Genomic DNA, 14616 nt, shown 5'->3' with positions numbered 1-14616 from the left:
GAAGGAAACGCTCGATGTCAGCTAGCACCGAGACACACCACGCGTCCGAGGCGGCCGTCCCCACCGCACCACGGCCCCGACCCGGCCTCGGCACGAAGAACGGGCGCCTGCACCAGGTTCCCCACATCGCGGGACTGATCCTGGGCGTCTTCTCGGTGCTCGTGTTCCTGTGGAGCATTTCGCCGGTGCTGCGCTACTACGTGCACGTGCCGCGGGAGTACGTCGACACCTACTACTTCGACGCCCCCGACACCAGCCTGTCGTGGGCTCTGGTGGTCGCGCTGCTCGCGGCGGCGCTGGCGAGTCGCAAGCGGATCGCCTGGTGGCTGCTCACGATCTACCTGGTTCTGTTCCTGATCACCAACGTGATCGTGAGCATCACGGACAAGAACGTGAATGCGATGGCCGCCGCCGTGGTCCAGGTGGTGCTGATCGGCATCCTCATCGCGGCCCGCCCGGAGTTCTACACCCGAGTCCGGCGCGGCGCCGGCTGGAAAGCCCTCGGCGTACTCATCGTCGGGCTCGCCATCGGCACGCTCCTCGGCTGGGGCCTCGTCGAACTGTTCCCCGGCACCCTGCCGCAGAATGAACGTTTCCTGTGGGCGCTGAATCGCGTGACCGCGCTCGCCGCCGCCGACAACGAACAATTCACCGGGCGCCCACACGGATTCGTCAACACCCTCCTCGGCCTGTTCGGTGCGATCGCACTTCTCGCCGCCGTCATCACTCTGTTCCGTGCCCAACGCTCCCACAACGCGCTCACCGGCAACGACGAATCGGCGTTGCGCGGGCTCCTGCTGCAGTACGGCGCGGACGACTCCCTCGGCTACTTCGCCACCCGCCGCGACAAGGCCGTCGTGTTCGCACCCAGCGGGAAGGCGGCCATCACCTACCGCGTCGAGCTCGGCGTGTGCCTGGCGAGCGGCGACCCGATCGGCGACCCGGAGGCGTGGCCCCACGCGATCGAGGAGTGGCAGGCACTCGCGTCCCAATACGGCTGGGCCACCGCCGTGATGGGCGCCAGCGAAACCGGCGCCACCGCGTACAACAAGGCCGGTCTCACCGTGCTCCAGCTGGGCGACGAAGCCATCCTCCGCACCCGCGAATTCAACCTCAGCGGGCGCGACATGCGGCAGGTCCGCCAGGCCGTCACCCGTGTCCGGCGTCAGGGCGTCACCGTCCGGATCCGCAGACACCGGGACGTCCCGGCGGAGGAGATGGCCGAGACCATCCGGCTCGCGGACGCGTGGCGCGACACCGAGACCGAGCGCGGTTTCTCCATGGCCCTCGGCCGGCTCGGTGACCGCCTCGACGGCGACTGCCTGCTGGTGGAGGCGGTCGCCGAGGACGGCGAGATCGACGGCATCCTGTCGTTGGTGCCGTGGGGGCCGACCGGTGTCTCCCTCGACCTGATGCGACGCAAGCCGACGTCCCCCAACGGGGTGGTGGAGCTGATGGTGTCCGAACTGGCCACCACCTCGGATCAATTCGGCATCACCAAGGTGTCACTGAACTTCGCGGTGTTCCGCTCCGTCTTCGAGGAAGGCTCCCGCATCGGGGCCGGACCCATCCTGCGGATCTGGCGTTCGATCCTCGTCTTCTTCTCCCGCTGGTGGCAGCTCGAGGCGCTGTACCGGTCGAACGTGAAGTACCAGCCGGAATGGGTGCCGCGGTTCCTCTGCTTCGAGGACAACCGGGAACTGCTGCGCGTCGGATTCGCGTCGGCCGTCGCGGAAGGATTCGTGACCCTGCCCCGCTTCGGCCGCTCCGGAACCCGGGACGCCCTCGAGCACACCGGCACCCACGCCGCGGTCCCCGCCGCACTCGTCGCCGCCGAAGGACTGCACTCCGACGGCAGCGCACCCGGCGAAGGCCTCGCACCGACGGCGACCGGCCCGAAGCGTCCCGAGCAGGTCCGCGTCCGGCTCGACAAACTGGCCGGCCTCGCCGAACAGGGCATCGATCCCTATCCCGTCGCGTATCCGCCCAGCCACACGGTGACCGAGGCCGTGGAGTCGCCGGAGGGAACGACGGTCCGCATCGCGGGCCGCCTGCTCCGGATCCGCGACTACGGCGGCGTCGTGTTCGCGGTGGTCCGGGACTGGTCCGGCGACATCCAGATCCTCGTCGACGAGGCCCGGGTGGGTACCGACCGCATCCGGGCGTTCGCCGCCGAGTTCGACCTCGGTGACCTCGTCGAGGTCGCCGGCGTCATCGGATACAGCCGCCGCGGCGCGCTGTCGCTGCTCGCGAACGAATGGCGCATGACCGGCAAGTGCCTGCACCCCCTGCCGGACAAGTGGAAGGGCCTGTCCGATCCGGAGACCCGCGTCCGGCAGCGGTACGTCGACCTGGCCATCAACTCCGATGCCCGCCGACTGCTCGAGGCCCGCAGCGCCGTCGTGAAGTCGCTGCGCGATTCGCTCGGCGGGCGCGGCTTCCTCGAGGTGGAGACACCGATCCTGCAGCAGGTGCACGGCGGCGCCAACGCGGCCCCGTTCCTCACCCACATCAACGCCTACAACCTGGACCTGTACCTGCGGATCGCGCCGGAGCTGTACCTCAAGCGGCTGTGCGTCGCCGGCATGGAGAAGGTGTTCGAGATCGGCCGCGTCTTCCGCAACGAGGGCGTCGATTTCAAACACAATCCCGAGTTCACGATCCTCGAGGCGTACGAGGCGCACAGCGACTACGAGAAGATGATGGTGCTGTGCCGGGAGCTCATCCAGACCGCGGCGATCGCGGCGTACGGACGCGAGATCATCATGCGGCCCGGCCCCGACGGCGCGCTGGTGGAGGTCGACATCTCCGGCGAATGGCCCGTCAAGACGATGCACCAGGCGGTCGCCGAGAAGCTCGGCGTCGACGTCTCACCGGAAACGCCGCTAACGGAACTGCAACGGCTCTGCGACGAGCACGAGATCCCGTACCAGTCCACCTGGGACGCCGGCGCCGTCGCGCAGGAAATGTACGAGCACCTGGTGGAGGACTACACCGAGTTCCCCACCTTCTACACCAACTTCCCGACGTCGATGTCACCGCTCACCCGGCCGCACCCCACGATTCCCGGGGTCGCCGCGAAGTGGGACCTCGTCGCGTGGGGCGTCGAACTCGGCACCGCGTACAGCGAACTCACCGACCCGGTGGATCAGCGGAACCGGCTCACCGAGCAGTCGATGCTCGCGGCCGGCGGTGACGAGGAGGCGATGGAACTCGACGAGGACTTCCTGCAGGCCCTCGAGCACGCCATGCCCCCGACCGGCGGGCTCGGCATGGGCGTCGACCGGGTGGTCATGCTCATCACCGGCGGCAGCATCCGTGAAACCCTCGCGTTCCCCCTGGCCAAGCCGAGGCAATGACCTCCCGTGGCCGGGTGGCCGTCGCGGCACTGCTGATCCTCGGCGCCATCGGCTACGCGTCGTGGCTACTCGAATTCGTCCTCGACACCGGCATCGATCCGCTGCGGGGGTACGCGAGCGAACTCGCCGCCGCGGACCAGCCGTACGGAATCTGGTTCCGGACCGGCGACCTGCTGACCGGATGCATCGTCGCCGTGGCCGGGGTGCTCGGACTGTCGCGGTACTCGCAGGGCTGGGTGACGGCAGTCGGGTGGCTCGCGCTGATCGTGTTCGCGGTCGCGACCATCACGGATTCGCGCCTGCCGATGAGTTGCGCGGCGACCAACGACCCCGTCTGCGCCGCGCGTGAGGCCGCCGGACACCTGCCGCTCACCCATGATCTGCACGCCGTGACCAGCGCGTCCGCCTCGACGGGTGGCGTGGTGTCGTCCCTCGCGTTCCTGTTGGCCGCGTTCCGCTACGGCTGGCCGGCCTGGTTGAAAATTACCGGCGTGGCCGTGGCAACCGTGTTCGTCGGGGGCACGATATGGACGCTGACCGCCGCGGGACTGCGCGGCGACCAGGACGCCTGGCTCGGGCTCGGCCAGCGCGTCCAGCTGCTCGCCTTCTGCGGATGGCTGATCTTCGTGGCGCTCAGCGTGATTCACGTCACCCCGGAAAGGGATGGTTCCACGTGAAACGTCCTGGGGAAATGGTCGCGGGAGTGCACGTGGTGGTCGACGGCGAGGGCCCACCCGTCGTCCTCTACGGCGGCCTGGGCGGGAACTGGTTCGACTGGGACGAGGTGACCGAGCTGCTGTCCGGGAGCTGCCTCGTGGTGCGGATCGATCGTCCAGGGTACGGCTTCAGTCCCCCGTCCGCCGAGCGGCCGTCCGCCCTCGGCGAGGCCGGAAGAATCGCCGACGTCCTCGACGCGCTGTCCGTGACCACCCCCGCGGTGCTCGTCGGCCACTCGCTCGGCGGCATCTACGTCGAGGCCTTCGCCCGGCTGTACCCCGACCGAACCGGCGGCGTGATCCTGCTGGACGCCACCGTCACGGCCCATCCGCACCGCGTGATCCCGACCCGATGGCGCGTCACGATCGGCAGGCGGGTGGCCCGAACGGCCACCAGGGTGGGTCTGCAACGCCTCCTCGGGCCCACGGTCCGCCGGATCCTGAACCACTCGACACCCCCCGACGGAATCGCGCCGGGCACCCGTCGATGGGTCGAGCGGATCTACCGCGAGCCGGCGTATCTCGAATCCTCGATCGTCGAGAACGCGTCGTACCCGGCGCTGGCGCAGGAGCTGGCCGCGCTGCGCGAGACCACGACGATGACGGCACCCGTCGTCGTGGCCGCCGCCCACACCGGACGTCCGACACCGTGGGGGTCGGCGTGGATCCGCATGCAGAGACAGTTCGCTGACTTCCTCGGTGCCGCGTTCCGCGTCGTGCGTCCCGCGCACCACCACGCCATGATCGATCAGCCCGGCCAGATCGCGGCACTGGTACGGGAGCTGGCAAGCTGATCGACGTGCAACTGCTACTGATCCGCCACGCGCTGCCCGAGCTCGTCACCGCGTCCGACGGGCGCGCGGACCCCGCACTGACCGAGGAAGGTCACGCCCAGGCCAAGCGGCTGCCTGCCGCGCTGGCCCCGTACCGCATCGCCCGGATCGTGAGCAGCCCGCAGCGACGGGCACTCGAGACGGCGGCACCGGTCGCCGAGGCCCTCAACCTGCCCGTCACCGAGTACGTCGGCCTCGCGGAATACGACTACGACCTCGACCACTACATCCCGTTCCACGAGGCGGAGGCGCGGGCGCCCGAGGCCTTCGCCCGGATTCGGGCCGGCGAGTTCCCGAAGTCCGTCGACGCCGACGCATTCCGGACACGGGTCTTCGAGTCCCTCGGCCGCATCGTCGACGAGTCCGGCCACGAGGACACCGTCGCCGTATTCACCCACGGCGGCGTCATCAACGTGTTCCTGCAGGACCTGCTCGGGCTCGACCGGCCCCTCGTGTTCCCGATCGAGTACGTCTCCGTGACCCGGGTGCTCGTCTCCCGCAGCGGTGAGCGGCGAGTGGCGTCGGTCAACGAGACCGGTCACGTCAGGGACATGCTGCGCCGATGAGCGGTCGCTAGAGGCCCGGGATCCGGGGCAGCGGAGGGAGCGGAGGCGGCGGCGGGAGGGTCGGCAGCTGAATCTGCGGTAGACCCGGAATGAGGGGACGCGGGGCGGGGGCAGGCGCGGGAGCAGGCTCCGGCACGCTCGCCTCCTCCTCGACCGGGCCCGGAACCGACACCGCGGCCGACGGCGGTGGCGTCGACACCGGTGCCGGTGCGGGCGACGGAGAGACGTCCACGTCACTCGGCTGAGTGGCGACCGGACGTGCGTCACCGTCGGAGCTCTGCAGGTGGCTGCCACCGACGCCGAGACCGAGACCGATCACGGCGACGACGGCCAGCGCACCGCCCACCAGCGCGCCACCACGGATCACCGGTCTTGCGAATCTCTCGGCACCGATGCGATCCGAAGTATCCGAGCGTTCCTGCGCCAGCAGCGCAGCGCCCTCCGCGGCCACCAGTTCCGGCTGCGCCGGCACGATCACCGGGAGCGCGAGCCACGATTCCATCAGAGACGCGACCAGCGGAATATGCGCGCCGCCCCCGATCAGAACCACCGCGTCCGCAGCACGCCCGGACGATTCGATCACCTCGCGCGCCAGACGCGCCGACGCCTCGACGTGGCGCACGATCAGCGAGTCGAGAATGTCCTGCGAGAGCAGGAGCAGACCGCCGTCGCCGGGCACACACACCGCGGTGTTGGTGGACAGCTCTTCCTTGGCGCGGCGGCAACGGGCGTCGAGCGCCGACTCCGCGGCCTCGTCGGCCGGTGGCGCGATGCGCTTCTCGCCCAGCTGATGGTCGCGGATCAACCGGTCGACGAGATCACCGCTGATCTCGTCGGTGCGCGCCGTCCCGAGCACCGCGCCGGTGAATCGGTCGACGACGTTGACGGTGAGGCCGGAGCTGCCGAGGTCGTAGAACACGAGCGTCGCATGGTCGCCGAGCTGCCCCGACTGCTCGAGCATCCGGAGCGCGGCCGTCACTTCCGGTACCAGCCGGCAGTCGATTGCGGCCTGCACGGCAGCGGCCTGCGCCTCGTCCCGGTACGCGACACCGAAGACCTGCACGTCGTCGACGGGCCGCTCGGCCATCACCGTTCCGATGGCATCGGCAACCACGTGTTCCGGGTGCTCGCGGGCGGCGTCCACCGGAAACGACCGGAAGACGGCCCCCTCGTCGTCCGGATACGCCACGCGTACCGCGCTGGCACCCACCGATACACCGAGAACTGAAACCATGGAAAGACTATAACGGTTTGATCACGGAACGCGTGTCGGAGCCTCGCTGCCGCCGGCTTCGTTATACGGGCTCAGAGCCCGGGGATCCGGGGAAACTCCGGCATGGGGAGCGGTGCCGGCGGCGGAATGGTCGGCAGCTGAATCTGCGGCAGACCCGGAATGAGCGGAGCAGGTTCCGGTGCGGTCGGCGGAGCCGACGTGTCGGACGGCACGACACTCTGACCCTCGGGGGCGGCCGGTGCCTGAGTCGAACTCTGCGCCTGCGGCTGGTACGTGGTGCGCACCTCGGTCTGCGGCGGGATCACCGGCTGCTCGTCGACCACCGATGGGGCGGCCTCCGAATGTGGGGCCACATCCGTGGTCGTCGCGGGCTGCGGCGGTATCACTTGCCTCGCTTCCGGTGCCTGCGTGTTCGACTGCGTGGCGGCGGGCTGTGGGTCCTGCTCCGAACCCTGCAGGAGGTCGGTGCCGACGCCGAGTCCGAGACCCACCACGGCGACCACGGCCACCACACTGCCGGCGAGGACGAGGCCACGACGCTTCCGGACCGGCGCGTACTCCTCGACCTGTGTCTCGGGCTCGGGCTCCAGCTCCAGCTCCAGCTCCAGCTCGGACTCGAGCTCCAACTCCGGCTCGGGCTCGAACCGGTGCTCCGGCGCCGCCGCCCCGACGAACTCGTCGGACGTCGGGCGCGCCAGCAGGGCAGCACCCTCGGCCGCCACCAGCTCGGGCTGCGCGGGGACGATCACCGGAAGGTCGAGCCAGGACTCCATCACGGATGTGACCAACGGAATGTGCGCGCCGCCGCCGATCAGCACCGCAGCGTCGGGAAGGCGACCCGAGCGGCGAATGACCTCGCGGGTCAGGCGCGCCGACGTCTCGACCGGGCCCACGATGAGCGAATCGAAACTGTCCTGCGACAGGAGAAGAAGCCCGCCCTCGCCCGGCATGCACACGGCGCCGTTCGTGGACAGCTGCTCCTTCGCATCCCGGCACCGCGCGGCCAGCGCGAGCGCGGCCGCCGCGTCGGCAGGGTGCGCGAAGCGGTGCAGTTCGAGTTGGTTGTCACAGATCAGCCGGTCGACGAGGTCGCCGCTGATCTGGTCCGAACGCGCACTGCTCAGCACCAAGCCGGTGTCTCGGTCGACCACGGTGACGGTGAGACCCGAACTGCCGAGGTCATAGAACACGAGCGTCGAGTGGTCGGCGAGTTCTCCGGACATCTCCAGCATCTGGAGCGCGGCCGTCACTTCGGGGACCAATTGGAAGTTGCCGATCTGCAGCCTCGACATCGCAGCCTGCACGGCACCGGCCTGCGCCTCGTCCTGGTATGCGACACCGATGGCCTGCACCTCGTCGGCTTCGTCGCGCTCGGCGAGGACCGTCCCGATGGACTCGGCAGCCAGTTCCTCCGGCCGTTCGAGTGTTGCGGTCACCGAGCGCGATTGGAAGATCGGCGTTTCGAGAGTCACGGCGTCGTGGCACGCGAAGCGCACCGCGCTGGCGCCTACCGATACACCGAGAACTGAAGTCATGACGCCGACTATAACGGTTCGGTCACGGGTCTCGCGCATGAAGCAGACCGGACGGCACGTCAGGCGCTTTTTGCCGTACCCCCGTGACGCACATCGGGTCCCCGTTCGCGGCATCGACGCCGAAAGCTGCGGAAACGCAGGCCCGCGTGGCGGTATCCGCAACACGCCGCGACTTGTCACGGTCGTGTACGGATGCAGCGCCGGCGTACAAACACACGACCGCCCGGTCGCGGTGATCCGGCCGCGGTCAGTCGGTTCCGGCGGCAACGTCGACGTGGGCGCCGAACCACTGCAGCGTGCGAGCCCAACCGTCCCGGGCGGCCGCCTCGTTGAACACGGCAGGACGGTCGTCGCAGTGGAAGCCGTGTTCGGCCTCGGCGTAGCGGACGATCTCGGTGTCCACCGGGGCGTGCGCGACCGCGTCACGCAACTCCTCGACATCCTCGGTCGGAATCCCCTTGTCGCGGTCGCCGAACAGGCCGAGCCACGGCGTTCGGAGCTGCCCGGCGACGTCGAGTTGCGACGGATATCCGAATCGTCCCTTCGCGACGCCACCGCCGTAGAAACTCACCGCCGCCCCGAGTTCGAGGCGCGCCGCCGTGTGGAACGCGACCGTTCCGCCCATGCAGAATCCGACGATCGCGGTGTTCCGCGGGTCGATCGAGGCCGCCGACAGAGCCGCGACGGCCCCGTCGACGTCCTCGTCGATGTGCGCAGCGGTGAGCTCACCGATCAACGACATCGCCGACGTCATGTCGTCGTACTCCAGCACCGGATCGCCGCTCCGGTGGAACAGGTGCGGCGCGACCGCGTGGTATCCGGCGTCGGCGAAACGACGGCAGACGTCGACGATGTGCCCGGTGACGCCGAACGCCTCCTGGATCACGACTACACCGCCGCGGACGGGACCTTCGGGGGTGATGCTGGTGAGTGGTGTGGTCACGAATTACGACTCTAGGAAACCGGCTTCAGCGGGTGGATCGCCGGTGCCCCGGCGAGGTGCTCACCGAACGTCCCGAGCGCGGCCTGGAAGTGCGGCGACTTCATGTGCGCGTCGACCGCCTCCTGACCGGTCCACACCTCGACGGTGACGAAGGTTCCCGCGACCGCGGCTGATTCGAACACCTCGTACGAGATGCAGCCCTCTTCCTTGCGGCTCTCCGCGGCCAGCGCGGACAGTCCGCCGCGGACGGTGTCCTCGGAACCGGGCTTGGCAGGAATGGTCGCTACGACATGCAGATCGGACATCGACTCCCTTTCGTGAACGCCACCTCGTGTGGCCCGTCTCACGTAAGCACAGTTGGGTCGGCTAGGAAACCCGAAGTCGCGTCAAATAATCGGCGACCTTCGGTTCGTCCCAGCCGTGCGCTTCACGGAGACCGTCCGCGATGGTCGCGAGATAGGCGGGCGCCGGCGCGTTCCGGGCGACGACGTCACCGCGGGCCCGGGTGGTGAACGTGCACATGGGGACACCGTTGCGGGAGCCGAGAGTGACGAGACGGTCGTAGCAGGCGGGTTCCTGCGCGTGGATGTCCTCGAACTGTTCCTGTGTCACCAGGAATGCGCGGGCCGCGACGGAGCCGGGCGCGTCGGGGTCGTAGAACGCGCGGCCGCCGCCCCAGATCCGCGACTCTCCCGCGAAGAACACCGAGCCGGGTATCACCACCGGTATCGACTCGCGCGGGGCGCTCCCGTCGCGGGCACCCGCGTGCACGAGATTGCCCCCGGCCGGGCAACCACCACGCAGGTAGCAGGTCAGACGCGTCGTCGCCATGTTCGATCCATAGCTGACGTACCAGATCAGCACACAAACGACCGTACTCGGACAAGATGGTCACATGAATCTTCTCGGCGAAGTCAGGGGCTGGCGCAGCGGTTCGCGGAAGCATCACCGCCTGCGGGACCTCGACGGCACCCTCGTCGTGATCACCGGCGGTGGCAGCGGGATCGGCCGCGAGACGGCGCTGGCGTTCGCGTCCGAGGGTGCCGTCGTGGTGGTCGCCGACCGCGATCTCGAATCCGCGCAGCAGACCTCCGATCTCATCAACTCCGCCCAGATGAAGGGCGGTGGTGCGGTGGCCATCTTCGGTGGCGGCTCCCACGCCTATCAGGTGGACGTCGCGGTGGAGGACGAGGTGCAGCGCTTCGCGGAGCAGGTGCAGGCCGAGCACGGCACCCCCGACATCGTGGTCAACAACGCCGGGATCGGATACTCGGGCACGTTCACGAAGACCCCGCAGAAGGATTTCGAGCGGGTGATGGACGTGAATTTCTGGGGTGTCGTCTACGGCTCTCGCGCGTTCTCCCAGCAGATGATCGACCGCGGAACCGGTGGGCACATCGTCAACCTGTCGTCCGCCGCGGCCTTCACGCCGCAGAAGCGGCTCACCGCGTACGCGACGAGCAAGGCCGCGGTGTTCATGCTGTCGGACTGTCTCCGTGCGGAATTGGTGAATCACGGCATCGGCGTCAGCGCCATCTGTCCCGGACTTGTCCACACCAACATCGTCAAGGCCACCGACTTCGCCGGAGCCACACCGGAGGACCAGGCGAAGATGCGGGACCGGGCCGACAAGCTCTACCGCAGACGCGGTTTCACCCCTGACCGGGTGGCGACGCAGATCGTGAGGGCCGTCAAGCACAACAGGGCCGTCGTCCCCGTCACGCCCGAGGCCAAGTTCGGGCGGGCGATTAGCCGCCTGGCCCCGGGCAGCATGCGGCTCGGCGCCCGCTTCGACCTCGGCTGATCCGAACCGTCAGGGGGTGGGGGCCTGCACCCGGCCGGTGTAGGCGTCCATGCTGTGGCACACACCGAGCCGGTCGGCCAGACGGTCCCAGGCACGTACGGGCAGGACGGCTTTCGCCACCCGCGACAGATACAGCGACCGCGGCAGCATCAGCAGCGGCTTCCCCTGTTTCATCGCCCGCCAGGACCGGGCCGTGACGTCCTCCGGGCTGAGGATCGGGGCGAACAGGGGATTCTTCACACCGTCGAACATGCCGGTGGAGATGTAGCTCGGGCACACGGTGGTGACCTTGACGTGCCCGTGACCGGCCTGGACCAGTTCGAGTCGCAGCGAATCGCTCCAGCCCAGGACAGCCCACTTCGACGCCACATAGACGGCCATCCTCGGTGTCGCCACGGTCCCCGCGGCCGAGGCGATGTTCACGATGCGGCAGTCCCGGCCGCGGTCCTCGATCATGGCGGGCAGGAACTCGTTGGTCACGTACATCGGCGCGAGTGTGTTGACGTCCATCACGAATTTCGTGTCCGACTCGTGGTCGTGATCCCAGAAGTACTTGCCGCGCACCACACCGGCGTTGTTGACGAGCACGTGCGGGACGACCGAACGCAACCCGCACCTCGGCGGCCGCCGTGCGGACGGAATCGAGGTCGGCGACGTCGACGACGTGTGCGCTGACGGTGCACCCCGATTCGCGCACTTCCTGCGCCGTGGATTCGAGCGCGTCGGCGTCGATGTCCCACAACACCACCGTGCCCGCGTGGTCGGCGGCGGCGAGGCGGGCGAAGAGACGTCCCATCCCCATTGCCGCCCCGGTGATCAGGACCGTCTTGCCCGCTGCCGAGAATGCCACGTCATGCTCTCCTTCGATCGACACCGGCCGGGTCGGCGGGCTCGTGGTAGAGGGTTTCGATCCGGTGCTTCAACGTCACCTGTGCGCGTCGCAGCGCCTGCCACACCACCGGTGCGGCCACACCGCCGAGCAGTTGTCCGGCCGGTCTGCCGGGACGGTGGTAGCGGAAGTCGACGGTGAGCGCCGTTTCGTCCGGGCTGAGCGCGTCGAAGGTCCAGACCGATCCGTGCACGCCGTGATCGGCCTCGACGACGAGCCGGCGGCCCGGATCCGACGCGACCACCCGGGCGCGGGACGGCAGCGAGATCGCACCGGCCACGGTGTCCGGATCACCGAGGTACTCGAACGCCATCGCGGGCGGAACGACGATGACCGTGGTGCTGCGTAAGCCGATCGGCGAACGCCCGGGGCTGCGGGGGCCGGACAGGCAGAGCTGAATGGACAAGACGGATATCCCAACGTGTCGACGTCCGAGGCGAAGAGTGTGTGGTACATCTATGTACCGCATACTGCCGACGGTATACGGAAACGCAGCGACAGGGAAGACTACGATTCGATTCGATGACGAAACCCCAGCAAGACGCCGGTGACGGGCGCGCTGCCCGGTGGCGCGGCCAACGCGAGAAGCGGCGCTCGGAGTTCGTCGAACGAGCACTCGTCGCCATCGACGAAGAAGGCCCCGACGTGTCGGTCGCAACGATGGCCGTGTACGCCGAGGTCGCGCGAACCCGCATCTACCGGCACTTCGACGACAGCACCGACCTCAAGAACGCCGTCGCCCGGCGGGTCGCGGCGATGATGCTCCTCGAATACGCGCCCGTGATCACCGTCGACGGCGCACCGCGCGCCATCCTCACCCGCGCCGCCCGCACCCACCTCGACTGGGTCACCGAACACGCCAACCTGTACCGCTACCTGACGTCGTTCTCCCCCGCGGCCGGAGAGGTGCGGCGGGCCATCAGCACCGCGGTCTCCGACATGCTCCACCCCTACCTGGACGCCCTCGGCGCCGCCGCCACCGCGACACCACTGGCCAATGCGCTGATCGGGATGGTCGAGTCGGTGTCCGCCGAGTGGATCGACCGCCCGGGCAGCACCGACGTCGGCGCGTTGACCGAACAGCTGGCCGCGTGGGCGTGGGCGCTGGTCGACACCACGATGCGCAGCCGCGGCGCGGTCCTCGACCCGGACAGTCCCCTACCGGCCCCCGACGACCTCCGCACGTGAGTGGGAAAGCGTGCCGGAACACACTTTCGCACTCACGTGCGGGACCAGCGGGTCAGGTACTCGCGCTCGGTGGCGGTGATGCGGCGTAGCCGCTGGGCATCGACATCCGCGACGGCCATCTGAGTGGTGGCGGTGACGGCAGGCGGGTCGGTGATCGGAGTACGCGCACCCCGCACCTCGTAACCGATGGTGAAGTCGACCGCCCGGTGTTTCGCGATCCACATCGTGATCCGCAGGGGACTGTCGGAGTGCCGCAACTGTCCCCGGTACTTCACGTGGATGTCGGCGATGAATGCGCTCGTGATGAGCGACGAGTTCTCACTGCCCTCGCTGAGCAGCCAGTCGATCCGGGCCTCCTCGAGCAACGTCACCATCCGCGCATGGTTGATGTGCTGGAAGGCGTCCATGTCGGACCACCGGACGGTCACGAAGGCGTCGTAGCCGACGACGGCGGCAGAGGTGTCAGTCACGTCGGACATCATCCCCTGCCGCCGTCGGCCGAACTCACGCGATGTCGCGCAACCAGTTCCTCAGCCACGCCGTGGCGGGCGTGCCCGATCCGTCGACGGCGTAGCGGGTGTAGTCCTGGTGAGCCTGCGACTTGTAGAACTGCTCCAACTCGTCGATGCGCCTCTCGTTGGACTGCTCGTCCAGCTGAGCCATCAGGGCCGGCACACCGCCGACAGCGAGGATGTCGTTCCAGATCGCGAGCGCTTCCTGCTGGTAGCGGCCGAACAGCGTCGGCGTCGGATCCGACGTCTGCGCGAGGAATCCGGCGAGCCTGGTCACGAAGTCTTCCTTCGGCGTGGAGCAGTACAGGTCGCCGTACGCGCAGAAGGTCCGAGTGTTCTGGCTGACCCAGCCGAACCCGCCGATGCGGGGACCACCGGCGCCGCTGCCGGCGACGGGAGGTCCGACGAGGGCGTCGGTCGGCGACCGCCGCGGATCGGAGACGAGTCCGACGGCCGCGATCTTGTCGGCGGGGACGACACCGAGGCCGGTGCCGATCTCCGCAGCGAGATCACCTGCGGCGTCGGCGCCCTGGCTGTAACCGATGATCGACAGCTTGGTGTCGGGGCACTGCTGCGACATCGACGACAGCATGCCCTTGGCATTGCTGACCGCCTGCGCCTTCGAGCGCCCGTACACCTCGGACTCCCACGGGAAGGCCGTGGCGGCGTACGTGACGTAGTCGGTGCGGATCGACGACGGCAGACCGTTCGTCACCGCGGACAACAGACCCGGCGTCGGCCTGACATTGTCCTTGGTGGACGTTTCCCACGTCCCAGGAATCGCGACCACGTACAGACTCGGGCAGGGGTCCGCGTTCGCTACTGCGCTCGTGCCCACCACACCCGATACCACCGGGATGGCTGCCGCAGCAGCCACTGCGGTCAGAAATGCAATAACCCGTTTCATTGCCATGGCCTCAACCTGTTCTCCCCTTCGCCGTCCTGCAGACGGGATGCTGCCAGGGCGACGTGACCTAAAGATGCACGATCGGTAAATGAACGTTACCGACCGAACGTGACCCCCGCACGATAAACCG

14 protein-coding genes and 1 pseudogene are annotated in these 14616 nt (G+C 68.6%); 6 read left to right on the top strand and 9 right to left on the bottom strand.

All coding sequences use genetic code 11. The features are described 5' to 3' along the window. Positions 1-14: 14 nt before the first annotated feature. Genes lysX through RHA1_RS18085 form a run of 4 tightly spaced genes read left to right on the top strand, consistent with a single transcriptional unit; the run spans position 15 to position 5474 of the window. Positions 15-3359 (top strand): bifunctional lysylphosphatidylglycerol synthetase/lysine--tRNA ligase LysX, encoded by a 3345-nt coding sequence (lysX, locus tag RHA1_RS18100; protein ID WP_011596305.1) that lies wholly within the window; start codon positions 15-17, stop codon positions 3357-3359. Then, a complete protein-coding gene (locus RHA1_RS18095; protein WP_011596304.1) occupies positions 3356-4036 on the top strand; it encodes a DUF998 domain-containing protein in 681 nt (226 codons plus the stop codon). The genes lysX and RHA1_RS18095 overlap by 4 nt, the downstream gene beginning before the upstream one ends. A gap of 14 nt (positions 4037-4050) precedes the next feature. Next, a complete protein-coding gene (locus RHA1_RS18090; protein WP_011596303.1) occupies positions 4051-4869 on the top strand; it encodes an alpha/beta fold hydrolase in 819 nt (272 codons plus the stop codon). A 5-nt stretch (positions 4870-4874) separates the two neighbouring features. After that, complete coding sequence (locus tag RHA1_RS18085; RefSeq protein WP_011596302.1) at positions 4875-5474, top strand: histidine phosphatase family protein; 600 nt, start codon at positions 4875-4877, stop codon at positions 5472-5474. A gap of 7 nt (positions 5475-5481) precedes the next feature. Here the strand turns inward: RHA1_RS18085 and RHA1_RS18080 are convergent, their stop codons facing one another. From RHA1_RS18080 to RHA1_RS18060, 5 genes are all read right to left on the bottom strand, one after another. Further along, positions 5482-6708: a DUF7159 family protein gene (locus RHA1_RS18080; RefSeq protein ID WP_041811665.1), complete on the bottom strand. Its 1227-nt coding sequence runs from the start codon at positions 6706-6708 to the stop codon at positions 5482-5484. 71 nt (positions 6709-6779) lie between these two features. Then, positions 6780-8243, bottom strand: a complete 1464-nt coding sequence (locus RHA1_RS18075) for a DUF7159 family protein (protein WP_193384934.1) — start codon at positions 8241-8243, stop codon at positions 6780-6782. 247 nt (positions 8244-8490) lie between these two features. Next, positions 8491-9186 carry a dienelactone hydrolase family protein gene (locus RHA1_RS18070; RefSeq protein WP_011596299.1) on the bottom strand — a complete coding sequence of 232 codons (696 nt, stop codon included), beginning with the start codon at positions 9184-9186 and terminating at the stop codon, positions 8491-8493. An 11-nt stretch (positions 9187-9197) separates the two neighbouring features. Continuing rightward, the gene (locus RHA1_RS18065; protein ID WP_009476796.1) at positions 9198-9491 is read right to left on the bottom strand and encodes a putative quinol monooxygenase; all 294 of its coding nucleotides are present in this window, start codon (positions 9489-9491) and stop codon (positions 9198-9200) included. 61 nt (positions 9492-9552) lie between these two features. Then, the gene (locus tag RHA1_RS18060; protein ID WP_009476795.1) at positions 9553-10050 is read right to left on the bottom strand and encodes a hypothetical protein; all 498 of its coding nucleotides are present in this window, start codon (positions 10048-10050) and stop codon (positions 9553-9555) included. 31 nt (positions 10051-10081) lie between these two features. On the opposite strand from RHA1_RS18060, the gene RHA1_RS18055 reads away from it, so the two are divergent. Further along, a complete protein-coding gene (locus RHA1_RS18055; RefSeq protein WP_011596297.1) occupies positions 10082-10990 on the top strand; it encodes an SDR family NAD(P)-dependent oxidoreductase in 909 nt (302 codons plus the stop codon). Between the two features lie 9 nt (positions 10991-10999). Here RHA1_RS18055 and RHA1_RS18050 read toward each other — a convergent pair. Beyond that, positions 11000-11840, bottom strand: a pseudogene (locus tag RHA1_RS18050) (SDR family oxidoreductase). A 1-nt stretch (position 11841) separates the two neighbouring features. Continuing rightward, complete coding sequence (locus RHA1_RS18045; RefSeq protein ID WP_009476792.1) at positions 11842-12285, bottom strand: SRPBCC family protein; 444 nt, start codon at positions 12283-12285, stop codon at positions 11842-11844. Positions 12286-12401: 116 nt separating this feature from the next. Here RHA1_RS18045 and RHA1_RS18040 point away from each other — a divergent pair, with 116 nt between their 5' ends. Beyond that, a complete protein-coding gene (locus RHA1_RS18040) occupies positions 12402-13067 on the top strand; it encodes a TetR/AcrR family transcriptional regulator (RefSeq protein ID WP_016884694.1) in 666 nt (221 codons plus the stop codon). A gap of 32 nt (positions 13068-13099) precedes the next feature. Here RHA1_RS18040 and RHA1_RS18035 read toward each other — a convergent pair whose 3' ends face one another. Both RHA1_RS18035 and RHA1_RS18030 read right to left on the bottom strand, forming a co-directional pair. Then, positions 13100-13549, bottom strand: a complete 450-nt coding sequence (locus RHA1_RS18035; protein ID WP_016884695.1) for an acyl-CoA thioesterase — start codon at positions 13547-13549, stop codon at positions 13100-13102. Positions 13550-13571: 22 nt separating this feature from the next. Next, positions 13572-14486, bottom strand: coding sequence for a cutinase family protein (locus tag RHA1_RS18030; protein ID WP_009476789.1), 915 nt, complete (start codon positions 14484-14486; stop codon positions 13572-13574). Positions 14487-14616: the final 130 nt, after the last annotated feature.

The organism is Rhodococcus jostii RHA1, assembly GCF_000014565.1.
Taxonomy (GTDB): Bacteria; Actinomycetota; Actinomycetes; order Mycobacteriales; family Mycobacteriaceae; genus Rhodococcus_F; species Rhodococcus_F jostii_A.
This window is presented reverse-complemented; position numbering and strand designations above follow the sequence as displayed.

Excerpts from the sequence above, each read along its gene's own strand:
- RHA1_RS18090 (WP_011596303.1), top strand. The coding sequence starts at position 4,051 with ATGGTCGCGGGAGTGCACGTGGTGGTCGACGGCGAGGGCCCACCCGTC.
- RHA1_RS18035 (WP_016884695.1), bottom strand. The coding sequence starts at position 13,549 with ATGATGTCCGACGTGACTGACACCTCTGCCGCCGTCGTCGGCTACGAC.
- RHA1_RS18095 (WP_011596304.1), top strand. The coding sequence starts at position 3,356 with ATGACCTCCCGTGGCCGGGTGGCCGTCGCGGCACTGCTGATCCTCGGC.
- RHA1_RS18055 (WP_011596297.1), top strand. The coding sequence starts at position 10,082 with ATGAATCTTCTCGGCGAAGTCAGGGGCTGGCGCAGCGGTTCGCGGAAG.
- RHA1_RS18030 (WP_009476789.1), bottom strand. The coding sequence starts at position 14,486 with ATGAAACGGGTTATTGCATTTCTGACCGCAGTGGCTGCTGCGGCAGCC.
- RHA1_RS18040 (WP_016884694.1), top strand. The coding sequence starts at position 12,402 with ATGACGAAACCCCAGCAAGACGCCGGTGACGGGCGCGCTGCCCGGTGG.
- RHA1_RS18080 (WP_041811665.1), bottom strand. The coding sequence starts at position 6,708 with ATGGTTTCAGTTCTCGGTGTATCGGTGGGTGCCAGCGCGGTACGCGTG.
- lysX (WP_011596305.1), top strand. The coding sequence starts at position 15 with ATGTCAGCTAGCACCGAGACACACCACGCGTCCGAGGCGGCCGTCCCC.
- RHA1_RS18065 (WP_009476796.1), bottom strand. The coding sequence starts at position 9,491 with ATGTCCGATCTGCATGTCGTAGCGACCATTCCTGCCAAGCCCGGTTCC.
- RHA1_RS18075 (WP_193384934.1), bottom strand. The coding sequence starts at position 8,243 with ATGACTTCAGTTCTCGGTGTATCGGTAGGCGCCAGCGCGGTGCGCTTC.